8 protein-coding genes and 3 pseudogenes are annotated in these 10,935 nt (G+C 67.9%); 1 reads left to right on the forward strand and 10 read right to left on the reverse strand.

Annotation, left to right across the window (positions count from 1 at the left end; all coding sequences use genetic code 11):
• The 7 genes and pseudogenes from AOZ49_RS30485 to rfbG all read right to left on the reverse strand — a co-directional run.
• Positions 1-497, reverse strand: a pseudogene (locus tag AOZ49_RS30485) (hypothetical protein); the annotation flags it as partial.
• A gap of 120 nt (positions 498-617) precedes the next feature.
• Positions 618-1,118, reverse strand: a complete 501-nt coding sequence (locus tag AOZ49_RS30490) for an acyltransferase (RefSeq protein WP_054431991.1) — start codon at positions 1,116-1,118, stop codon at positions 618-620.
• Positions 1,119-1,137: 19 nt separating this feature from the next.
• Complete coding sequence (locus AOZ49_RS30495; protein WP_054431990.1) at positions 1,138-1,893, reverse strand: cephalosporin hydroxylase family protein; 756 nt, start codon at positions 1,891-1,893, stop codon at positions 1,138-1,140.
• Positions 1,894-2,718, reverse strand: a complete 825-nt coding sequence (locus tag AOZ49_RS30500; protein ID WP_054431989.1) for an NAD-dependent epimerase/dehydratase family protein — start codon at positions 2,716-2,718, stop codon at positions 1,894-1,896.
• Positions 2,715-3,959, reverse strand: a complete 1,245-nt coding sequence (locus AOZ49_RS30505; RefSeq protein WP_054479626.1) for a class I SAM-dependent methyltransferase — start codon at positions 3,957-3,959, stop codon at positions 2,715-2,717. The genes AOZ49_RS30500 and AOZ49_RS30505 overlap by 4 nt, the downstream gene beginning before the upstream one ends.
• Positions 3,956-4,513 (reverse strand): dTDP-4-dehydrorhamnose 3,5-epimerase, encoded by a 558-nt coding sequence (gene rfbC, locus AOZ49_RS30510; RefSeq protein ID WP_054479629.1) that lies wholly within the window; start codon positions 4,511-4,513, stop codon positions 3,956-3,958. Before rfbC ends, AOZ49_RS30505 begins: the two co-directional genes overlap by 4 nt.
• Positions 4,510-5,583 (reverse strand): CDP-glucose 4,6-dehydratase, encoded by a 1,074-nt coding sequence (gene rfbG / locus AOZ49_RS30515; RefSeq protein ID WP_054479631.1) that lies wholly within the window; start codon positions 5,581-5,583, stop codon positions 4,510-4,512. Before rfbG ends, rfbC begins: the two co-directional genes overlap by 4 nt.
• 254 nt (positions 5,584-5,837) lie before the next feature.
• Here rfbG and AOZ49_RS30520 point away from each other — a divergent pair, with 254 nt between their 5' ends.
• Positions 5,838-6,587 carry a class I SAM-dependent methyltransferase gene (locus AOZ49_RS30520; RefSeq protein ID WP_054431985.1) on the forward strand — a complete coding sequence of 250 codons (750 nt, stop codon included), beginning with the start codon at positions 5,838-5,840 and terminating at the stop codon, positions 6,585-6,587.
• A gap of 78 nt (positions 6,588-6,665) precedes the next feature.
• Here the strand turns inward: AOZ49_RS30520 and rfbF are convergent.
• The 3 genes and pseudogenes from rfbF to AOZ49_RS33780 all read right to left on the reverse strand — a co-directional run.
• Positions 6,666-7,437 (reverse strand): annotated as a pseudogene (gene rfbF, locus AOZ49_RS30525) (glucose-1-phosphate cytidylyltransferase).
• The gene (locus AOZ49_RS33775; protein ID WP_231690490.1) at positions 7,434-9,161 is read right to left on the reverse strand and encodes an O-linked N-acetylglucosamine transferase, SPINDLY family protein; all 1,728 of its coding nucleotides are present in this window, start codon (positions 9,159-9,161) and stop codon (positions 7,434-7,436) included. The pseudogene rfbF and the gene AOZ49_RS33775 overlap by 4 nt, the downstream one beginning before the upstream one ends.
• 841 nt (positions 9,162-10,002) lie before the next feature.
• Positions 10,003-10,836 (reverse strand): annotated as a pseudogene (locus AOZ49_RS33780) (methyltransferase domain-containing protein); the annotation flags it as partial.
• Positions 10,837-10,935 lie beyond the last annotated feature (99 nt).

The raw sequence follows: 10,935 nt of genomic DNA on the forward strand, positions 1-10,935 counted from the left end.
GGGGGGGGCGTGGCGGCGCCGTCGCCGCTGTTCCGGTCGGTCGGGGCGGCGGGGCTCGCCGGCTCCTGGCCGGCGCCCTGTGGGGCGTCCAGCGGCACCCGCACCGGCCCGGCGGCGTTCACCCCGGTGCGCGCGGCGTTGGGCGTGCTCCAGGACACCACCAGCAACACCAGCGCGCCGTAGATCGCCAGCGTATAGAGGACGGTCAGGGTGGCGTAGCCCACGCGCTTGCCGGTGATCGGGGTGGCGTCCTCGCGGCCGATCAGGCTGCGCCAGCCCACCAGGGCGGCGCCGGGCGCGCTGATCAGCGCCCAGCCCAGCCGCTTGAACAGGCCGGGCCGCGGGATCGAGGCCTGCACTTGCGCCGCCAGCAGTTCGCGCAGGGCGCGGTTCTCGTCGCGCAAGCGCTGGGTGTGCGCATCCACCGGCGCCTGGTCGTCTGGATCCGTGGTGCCGTCATGCCGCGTAGCGAGTGGATCGGGAGGCGTGGTGGTCATGTTACGAAAAATATAGATACAAAAGCGTACGAACGCAATTATGACCGCCTGCCTGGCCGGGCAAAAAAGGAATAAGCCGGCAAAAAGCCGGCTTCCAACCAATCATGTCGTGGGGGGCGCTCAGTCGCCGGTCTCTTCGCGCCAGCCGAGTACCGCCATGGGGTTGCCGCCCTGTATCGAGAAAGCGGCGATTTCTCCGCGCACGATGCTGCCGGCGGCAATGACGCAGCCTTCGCGCAGGATGGCGCCGTCCAGCAGCACGCAGTTGGCGCCGATCCAGACGTCGTCCTCGATGACGATGCCGCCCTTGCTGGGGCGGAACCCCTGTTGCCGGATCGGCAGGTCGCGGCGGCGGAACTCGTGGTTGGCGGGGGCGAAGGTGCAATTGGCCGCGACCGCCACGCGCGCGCCCATCCGGATGCCGTTGCCGGTATAGAGCACGCAGCCGGAATTGATGACACAGTCCGGGCCGATGATGACGTCCCCGGCGCCGCCGGCGGGCTTGATCTTGACGAAGGAATCCACCACGGCGCCGGGGCCGATCACGATCCGCGTGCCGCGGGTGGAATCCTCGATGTCGGCCAGCGGCGATACGCGGGCGCTCGGATCGATCTCGATCATGATGCCGCCTGTGGCGCGGTCAGGCCTTGCGGCGCAGGAAGCCGTCGGGCGCCGAGGTCACCAGCAGCCGATCCTCGACCGAGCGGTCGATCTCGAATTCCGGGTGGCTCTTGATCCACTCCCAGACGGCGGTCTTGGGGTTGTTGCCCTTGCCCCAATGGCGGCCCGGCCATTCGTAGTCGGCCGGCATGTCCTCGACGAAGGTGTCGAACACCACGCAGTAGCTGCCCACGCTGACCAGGTCGGCATAGGCGTTCAGCTCGGCCAGCACGTGGTCGTGCGTGTGGTTCGAATCCAGGCACACCATGATGTTCTTCTTGCCCTCGGCATGCGCGCGGACCTGGGCGATGGTGGCCGGGTCGATGCTGGAGCCCTCGATCAGGTGGATGCGGCCGGCCAGCGGGTGGGCCTCGATGGCGCGGCGGTTGTGCTCGCGGATCTCGATGTCCACGCCCACCACTTCGCCGGCGCCCAGCAGCTGCAGCATCGAGGCCGACAGCATCAGCGAGCCGCCATGGGCGATGCCGGTCTCGATGATCAGGTCCGGCTTGACCGCCCAGATCAGTTCCTGCATGGCCATGGCGTCCATGGGCAGCTGGATCAGCGGCCGGCCGGCCCACGAGAAGTTGTTCATGTACTTGCGCTCCAGCGCCATCTGGCGCCAGGCGATCGACAGTTCGCGGAACTCCTGGTCGGTCGCGAACGAGCCGATGCGGGCGGCCTTTTCCTGGCGGTATTCGGGATGCGCGTCGGGCGTGGTTTCGAGGTAGGACATTCAGATTCCTTTGCGTTGGCGGTACTGCGCCAGAAAATGCGGGAAATAGTCGGCGAACGCGCGCGGCGCGAGGCCGAAGCGGGTGCGCATGCGTTGGGTGTCGATATCGGCGAAGGCCCAGGGCTGCGCGTCGGCCGCTTCGGTGACGCGGTAGCCCAGGGCGGCTTCCAGGCACTCGGCGATGGCGCGGTTGTCCACGCCCTGGCCGTGAGCCACGTTGAAAATACCGGTGGCGTCCGATTGCGCCAGGGCCAGGATCTGGGTCACGGCGTCGTCGATGTACAGGTAATCCTTGCGCGAGGACAGCGTGGTGTGCAGCGTGATCCGGCCGTCGCGCGCGCCTTCCTCGAGCAGCTGGTCGATGAAACTGTCGGGCGCGTCGCGCAGGCCCACGATATTGGACAGGCGCGCCACCCGGGCCCGCGGATGGCCGCCGTGCAGGCACAGGGATTCGCCCATCAGCTTGGACAGGTTGTAGAGATCGCTGGCGTGGTTCGGATTGACCGTCAGCGCGGCCTGCTCGCGGGTGTCGCTGGCGCCGGCATACACGCGGGTGCTGGACAGATAGGTCAGGCTGTCGAAGTGGCCGGCGGCGATCAGGCGCCGCAGCAGGCAGACGTGGGCTTCCACCGTGTCCAGCGGCCGGCTGCGGAAGTCCGAGGTCAGGCCGATGGCGTAGATCACGTGGCCCAGGGGGCGGTCGAACAGGCCGGCATCATCGCGCGCCGGCGCCTCGCAGGCGATGCCGTCGGCGCGCAGGCGCGCCAGCAGGTGGCGGCCGATGAAGCCCGTTGCCCCCAGGACGGTGACCGGCGCGGTGTTCATGCGTCGTGGCCGCCGTCGATCGCCAGGCCGGGCACGGCCGTGACCAGCTTGGCGTGCCAGCCCTCGCGCGCGTAGGTCAGCTGTTGCGAGACTTCCGTCTTCAGGTTCCAGGGCAGCACCACGATGTACTCGGGCTGGTCCTGCCGCAGGACTTCCTCGGCGACGATGGGGATATGGCTGCCCGGCAGGTACTTGCCCTGCTTGGCCGGGTTCAGGTCCACCACGTAGGGCAGCAGGTCCGGCCGCACGCCGGCGAAGTTCAGCAGCGTGTTGCCCTTGGCGGCGGCGCCATAGGCGGCCACCCGCTTGCCGTTGCGGCGCAGCTCCACCAGCAGCGCCAGCAGGTCGTTCTTGATGCGCTCGGCCTGCTGCTGGAAGCGCTCGTAGAAGGCCGCGCCGGTCATGCCGGCCTGTTGCTCCTCGTCCAGCGTGCGCGCCACCTCCGCCGTCACCTCGTGCTTGCCGGTGTCGAGCCGCTGGGCATACACGCGCAGGCTGCCGCCGTGGGTGGGCAGGTGCTCGACGTCGAACACCGCCAGGCCGTTGGCGCGGAAGATGCGCGCGACCGCGGTCAGCGACAGGTAGGAATAGTGTTCGTGATAGGCCGTGTCGAACTGGTTCTCGCGCACCATGCGCAGCAGGTGCGGGAATTCGAAGGTGGCCACGCCCTGGGGCTTGAGCAGCGCGGCGAAGCCCGAGACGAAATCGTTGATGTCCGGCACGTGCGCCAGCACGTTGTTGGCGGCGACCAGGTCGGCCGCGCGGCCGGTGCTGGCCAGTTCGTCGCCCAGTTCGACGCCAAAGAAGCGCTGCACGATGTCGATACCGCGTTCGCGCGCGGCCTGCGCCGTGCTGGCGGTGGGTTCGACGCCATAGCAGGGGATGCCGGCGGCCTTGACGTACTGCAGCAGGTAGCCGTCATTGGCGGCGATCTCGCACACCATGCTCTGCGGGCCCAGGCCGAAGCGGCTGGCCATGGCGTCGACGTAGCGGCGCGAATGCGCCAGCCAGGACGACGAGAACGAGCTGAAGTAGGCGTAGTCGTCGGTGAACAGGGCCTCGCGGCCGGCGTGGTCCTCGGTCTGGACCAGCCAGCACGATTCGCACACCAGCAGGCGCAGCGGAAACCAGGTTTCCGGGCCGCGCAGCGCGTCGGCGCTCAGGTAGGCATTGGACGGCGGCGCGTGGCCCAGGTCGAGAAAGGGCAGGCTCAGTTCGGCCTGGCAGTGGCGGCACTTCACAGTGCGACTCCCGGGAAAGCGGCATCCAGGCGCGGATGATTCAGGTCGCGCTCGGACACCAGGGTAGGGGGCAGGGGCCAGGCAATGCCCAGGCGGGCATCCTGGAAATGCAGGCCGGCCTCGGCCTGCGGGGCGTAGGCCGCGGAATGGCAATACAGCATCTCGACGTCGTCGCCGAGCGTCTGGAAGCCATGGGCGAAGCCCTGCGGGATCAGCAGCGCGCAGCCGTTGTCGGCGGACAGGCGTTCGGCGTGCCATTGCAGGAAGGTGGGCGAGCCGCGGCGCAGATCCACCGCCACGTCCCAGACTTCGCCGCGGATGCAACTGACCAGCTTCATCTCGGCATGCGGCGGCAACTGGTAGTGCATGCCGCGCACCGTGCCGGCCTGGGCGGTATGGGTATGGTTGACCTGCGCGATGGCGCCGTTCCAGCCGGCGGCCCGCAGGGCCTCGGCATCGAACAGGCGCGCCAGGAAGCCGCGCGCGTCGCCGCGCGGGTGGCGCCGCACGCGCTTCAGGCCGGCCAGCGGCGTGTCGTGGATCTCCAGGCTCATCGCGGCCGCCCCGCGTAGCGGTCGATGTCGGCCTGGCACAGCGCCAGCGCGTCCTCGCCCGCGTCGAAGCGGCGGTACCAGTCCATGCTGCGCGTCACCGCCGTGGCCAGCGGCCAGCGCGGCGCCACGCCAAGCACGGCGCGGGCCTTCGAGGTATCCAGCGTCAGCAGGCCGGCTTCGTGCGGTCCCTGCGGGTGCTCGGCATAGACCGTGCGGCCGCGGCCATAGGTGGCCTGCGCCAGGTCGATGACCGCGCGCACCGGCGCGGCCTCGGCGGCATCCGGTCCGAAGTTGTAGGCGTCGGCCAGCGCCGGATCCCGCCATAGCGTCTCCGCCAGGGTCAGGTAGCCGGCCAGCGGTTCGAGCACGTGTTGCCAGGGCCGCACCGACTGGGGCCGGCGCACGTGCAGCTCGCCGCCATCGCGCCAGGCGCGCACGGCGTCGGGCAGCAGGCGGTCGACCGACCAGTCGCCGCCGCCGATCACATTGCCGGCGCGCGCGCTGGCGACCGCCAGGCCTTGTTGTTTCAGGAAGGCGTCGCGGTACGAGGCGATGACCAGTTCGCTGGCCGCCTTGCTGGCGCTATAGGGATCGTGGCCGCCCAGCGTGTCGTGCTCGCGGTACGGGTAGGGCCATTCGTTGTTGCGGTAGACCTTGTCGGTGGTGACCATGACGGCCACCTTGGCGTCCGGCGCCGATCGCAGCGCGTCCAGCAGGTGCGCGGTGCCCATCACGTTGGTGGCGAACGTGTCCACCGGTTCGGCGTAGCTGGGCCGCACCAGCGCCTGGGCGGCCAGGTGCAGCACGATTTCGGGTCGCGCCTCCAGGACCTGTTGTCGCAGGGCGGCGGCATCCCGGATGTCGCAGTGCCGGCCGTCGATCAGGCTGTCGATGCGCGCGGCCTGGTGGAGCGCCGGAGTCGTTTCGGCCGCAAGGGAGATGCCCGTGACGCGTGCGCCCAGCCGGTGCAGCCACAGCGCCAACCAGCCGCCTTTGAAACCTGTGTGACCGGTCAGCAAAACGCGCTTGTCGCGCCAGAAAGTGGGAGAGGGCAAGGGGGACCCGGTCATGAGTACTTAAGTGGGAATCAGGTGCGAGCGATGGTGTGGATGGGATTTCTAGGGACGTTCTCCGCGACACTGCCCATTCTAGTGACATGGGTGCGCGGCAATAGGGGGATCAGTCGAGAAATCGGCCCCTAGTTTTTCGTCCAAGTGCGAGGTGCTTTCTGTAACATCAGTACCAAGGCAACCCAGCGCAAAACCATCCAATTTTCCGGATGATTGAGCGATCACATTCAATAATCGTTTTGAGCGTATCCGACATGAGCAAGAATCACCTGAAGACAGTGTTTTTCGGGCTGCAGGACCCCAATATGTTTTATGAAGGCATCCAGACGGCCCTGAATGGAATTGGGGCGGTGTCCGGGGCCTACGCCGGGGACAATCTCTTTACGTATCATCGTAATCTGGGCTTTCTGGAAGACGACGCTCTGATGACGGCATTTGGCAACCACGCCAGCACCTCGATCGAACAGGCGGTGCTGTGGCGGATTTCCGTCGTCCTGTGGGGTGTGCGCAATGGCCTGCGCCTGGAAGGCGATTTCGTCGAGTGTGCTTGTTACAAGGGCACGACGGCGCGGATCGTTTGCGATGCGGTCGATTTTTCGTCCCATCCCGATCGCCACTACTATCTTTACGATCTGTTCGATCACGATCCGTCCCAGCCGCATCACGCCATGCCCGAACACAGCAAACAACTGTTCAGCTGGGTGACGCAGCGTTTTGCCGATCTGCCCAACGTCACCGTCAGCCAGGGCAAGGTTCCGGAAGTCCTGCACGATGTCGCGCCCGAGAAGATCGCCTTCATGCATCTGGACCTGAATAATGCCGACGCGGAAATCGGCGCGCTGGAAATACTGTTCGATCGCATGGTTCCCGGTGCGGTCCTGATCCTGGACGACTATGGTTGGTTGGCGTATCGCGCCCAGAAGGACGCCGAAGATCCCTGGTTTGCCAAGCGTGGGTATCGGGTATTGGAACTGCCCACCGGGCAGGGCCTGGTGATCAAATGAAAAGCGGGCGTTTCGAGTGACGCCGCGCCGCCCGCAAGGGCGCGCGCGGTGGTGGCAGGGACGTCGGGCCGTCCCTGCTTACCAGACTTTCCATGGCGCCTTGCCCGTGTTCCACAACGACTCGAGCAGGTTCTTCTCGCGCAGCGTGTCCATCGGCTGCCAGAAGCCCAGGTGTTCATAGGCGTGCAACTGGCCGTCGCGGCTCAGGGCTTCGAGCGGCGCCGCTTCCCAGCTGGTGTCGTCGCTCTCGATCAGCGACAGGACGCTGGGCGACAGCACGAAGAAGCCGCCATTGATCAGGCCGCCGTCGCCGCGCGGCTTCTCGGTGAAGCCGGTGACCCGGTCGCCTTCGCGCCGCAGCGCGCCATAGCGGCCGGGGGGGCTGCACCGCGGTGACCGTCGCCTGGCCGCCATGACGGCGGTGGAACGCGATCAGGGCGCTGATGTCGATGTCCGCCACGCCGTCGCCGTAGGTGAAGCAGAACGCCTCTTCTTCCTTGACGTAGTCGGCCACGCGCTTGAGGCGGCCGCCGGTCATGGTGTTCTCGCCGGTGTCGACCAGCGTCACGCGCCATGGTTCGGCCTTGCGCGGGTGGACTTCCATGCGGTTGTCGGCCATGTCGAAGGTGACGTCGGACATGTGCAGGAAGTAGTTGGCGAAATACTCCTTGATCATGTAGCCCTTGTAGCCGCAGCAGATCACGAACTCGTTCACGCCGTGGGCGGAGTAGGTCTTCATGATGTGCCACAGGATCGGGCGGCCGCCGATCTCGATCATCGGCTTGGGGCGCGTATGCGTTTCTTCGGAAATCCGGGTGCCCAGGCCACCGGCCAGGATGATTGCTTTCATGCTTGGTTCTCGCACCAATTCGTGAACATGCCGCGCAGGGCGGCTTCGAACTTGCGGGCGAATGCCGGCTCGTCCATGAGGGGGCTTGCGCCCATCTGGTCGCGCAGCGTGCCGCGCAGGGCCTGCAACGCCGGGATGTCGCTGGCCAGCGCCACCACCTTGTCGACGTAGGCCGCCTCGTTGTCGGCGATCCATTCCGGATGGCCGACACTCTGAAGCACCGAGGCGCCGATGCGGCCGACGCTGGGACGGTCGGCCAGCGTCACGTAGGGCACGCCCATGTAGAGCGTCTCGACCAGCGTCACGCCGGAATTGTGGGGGAAACAGTCCAGGCCGATGTCCATGCCGCGCAGCACGTCCCAGGCCGGGCTGGTGCAGCCGATCTCCAGGCGCTGGCGCTCGATGCCGTGAGCCTCGAAGCGGCGGATCAACTGCTCGCACATCGGGCCGTCGCGGTAGCTGGTGCTGTTGACCACCAGGTGCGCCCGCGGCAGGCGGCGCAGGATCTCGGACCAGACCTTGACCGTGCGGTCGTTCATGCGGATCGCGCGGGTCAGCGTGCCCAGGGTCACGTAACCATTCTTCAGGGCCGGCAACGGGCCGGGGTCGCCCATGCCGCCGCCGGGCCGATAGATGAAATTGCCTTGCGGCAGGCGCCAGGGCTTTTCCGAGAACAGGTGTTCGTAGCCCTCGGGCAGCATGACGCCGTCGGTCATGATGTAGTCGATCGCCGACAGCCCGGTGGTGTAGCCGAAGCCCAGCCAGGTCAGCGATACCGGCGCCGGCTTGCGCGCGAACGCGCCCAGGCGGTTGCCGGCGGTATGGCCGGCGACGTCGATGAGGATGTCGATGCCGTCGGCGCGGATGCGTTCGGCCAGTTGCACGTCGGTCAGCGCCGCCGTGGGCACCCAGTGGTCGAAATAGGCCTTCAGGCGTGGCGTGGTGGCGTCCTCGGCCACCAGCTCCGCGTAGGCGGTCAGCTCGAAGCGCTCGCGGTCATGGTGGGCGAACACCGGCTCGATGAAGTAGTTGCCGGAATGCTGGCGGAAGTCGGGCGAGACATAACCGACCTTCAGCTTGCGCGCCGGATCCCGCTTGTTGGCGTGCGGCTTCCAGCTCGAACGCAGCGGCACGCACAGGTCGGTGTCGTAGTCGCGGTAGGCCTGGAACACCTCTTCGGCCGTGCGATCGTCCGAATAGTTCATGGCGAACAACAGGTTGTTGCGGGCCACGGGAGCAGTCGGATAGTGCGTGAGGGTCCGGCAGGTCATCAGCTCGGCCTGCGTTACCTCGCCCGAGTCGATGTAGATCTTGCTCAGGTTGATGAGCGCCTTGCGGTGGGTCGGATCGAGGGCTAGCGCGGTCTGATTGCAGGCCTCGGCTTCCTTGTAGCGGCGCTCGGCGGCCAGCGCGTCGGCCAGGGCCGAATGGGTTTCGGCGCTGCGCGGATCCAGTTCGATCGCGCGGCGGGCCACGCCGATCGCCTCGGAGGTGCGCCCCAGCTGGGTCAGGACGGCGGCGAGCACGATGTGGCTCTGCGGGTCGGCCGGCGCCAGGTCCAGCATGGTCAGCGCCGGCAGCAGGGCCTGCGGGCTGCGGAAGGTGCTGAACAAGGCGACGGTCAGGACTTCCCAGGCATCCCAGAACCGCGGCGACAGCTTGGTCAGCTGGCGCGCCACGGGTTCCGCCTCGAGGTAGGCCTTCTGCACCATCAGTTCGTGCATGCGCTTGACGGGGGGCCGCGATGCTGGCGGGCGGGTTCGACTGGTGTCCGCTGGCCTGCAGCACCCGGGAATTCAGGCTCTGGCAGGCCCGCGCGCTGGCGTACATGCCCGCCAGCGGCATATAGGTTTCCCCCGCGGCCTCGAGCGTGCGGCGCAGCAGATCGGCCCAGGCCTTGGGGCCGCCTTGGGTCAAGGCATAACGCTTGAGCAGCGCCAGGGTCTCCGCCACGTCCGCGGGTTCGGGGGCGGGGCCGAGGTCGGCTGCGGCGCTGGGCAGGCGGCCCGCCGCGAGGTTGGCCACGACCGCCGCCTGCTCGGGCGGCGGCAGGTAGTTGACGGCCTCGTGCCAGAGATTGAAGCGGGGCAGCGCGGGTTCGCCGTCCGCCACCGCTTCGCTCATGAACGGCAGCAGGTGGAAGGTGTCGCCGCCCTCGGTGTCATAGGGACCGCGGTCGAGGCAGTAGTGCGCCAGATCGTGCTCGAGCAGCGTCTGCAGGACGCGCTGCAGGATCCTGGTCCCGGCGTCGTTGTCGATCTGGTTGCGGTACAGCAGGACCGCCAGCAGGGTGCTGTAGGGCAGCGAGCCGGGCCAGGCATGCGCCAACGTGTCCACCACCGTCACCACGTCGGCGTCGTGCGTGACCAGGGCGCGGCCCAGGTGATTCACATAGGTGGCGCCTTGTTCCTGGCCATTGGCGGCCAGCCGGATCGGGCCGGACGCGAAACGCAGGTCGCGCAGCCGCGCCAGGTCCGGACGCTGGACCTCGGCGGCCCGTTCGTCACGCAGCCAGAGGCACTGGCGGAACGCGCGCCCGGTGGCGAAGTCGAGGTATTGCTGGCGCACCGTAACCGGCTGTCCCATGGCCAGCAGGCTGTGGTTGAGCGACACTCCCTGGCCGAACGACAGCGGCAATTCGCTCAGCGGCTGTGCATCACCCAGATAGGCGAGCCCCGCCTGGGCGGCCACGCCGGCCAGTTCGACGAAATAGCTGGGGTTGCAGGACAGCGGATTGGCGCCGGCCGCCGTGTCGCTAAGGGCGCGGGCGAATTGCTCCGCCGCGGCCGCCAGGGTCGAGGCGTGCGGGTTGGACGCCGCCAGGCCGTCCTTGAACAGGGACAGCGCCGCCGTGGCGCTCTGGCGCAGTTCGGCGTCGTTCTGCGCGGCGTGGCCGTGCAGCATGATGGCGTCGCGCACCACTTCCAGCGACTTGGCGCCCGGATAGACGTGGCTGTCCAGGTACAGGATGCCCTGCGGCGACAGCAACTGTCCGCAGGCCTGCAGCAATGCCTGCTGCGCCGGCGCCGGCAGGTAACTATAGAGGCCGGTGACGATCACGTAGTCGAACTGGCCCAGCTGGGTGCCGATGTCGGCGGCTTCTCCCACGTACAGCCGCAGGTTGGCCGCGCCCAGCCGCTGGGCGGCCGCCGTGCCCTGGGCCACCAGGGCCTCGGATGCGTCGATGCCGACCGCCTGGGCCTGCGGATGGGCCAGGGCGAAGGGCAGCAGGCCGGCGCCGTCGCCGCAGCCGATCGCCAGCACGCGGGCATGTTCCAGGGGGACGCTGTCGACCCCGTACAGATGGGCGGTCGCGCGCAACCGGGCGGGGGAGTGGCTGGGAGCCAGGCGTCCGGGGTCGGCGGCGGCTTGTCGTTGGGTATGGGCCGGATAAGACATGTGGCGTGCGAAGGAGGGGCGAGCCTCGGGAGACTATTGCGCTCATTCTATGGACGCCGGCCCGCGCCCATTCAGCGAATCAGCGTGCCAATTCCCCGC

The sequence above is a fragment of the Achromobacter sp. 2789STDY5608615 genome, assembly GCF_001298995.1.
Lineage (GTDB): Bacteria > Pseudomonadota > Gammaproteobacteria > Burkholderiales > Burkholderiaceae_B > Achromobacter > Achromobacter insuavis.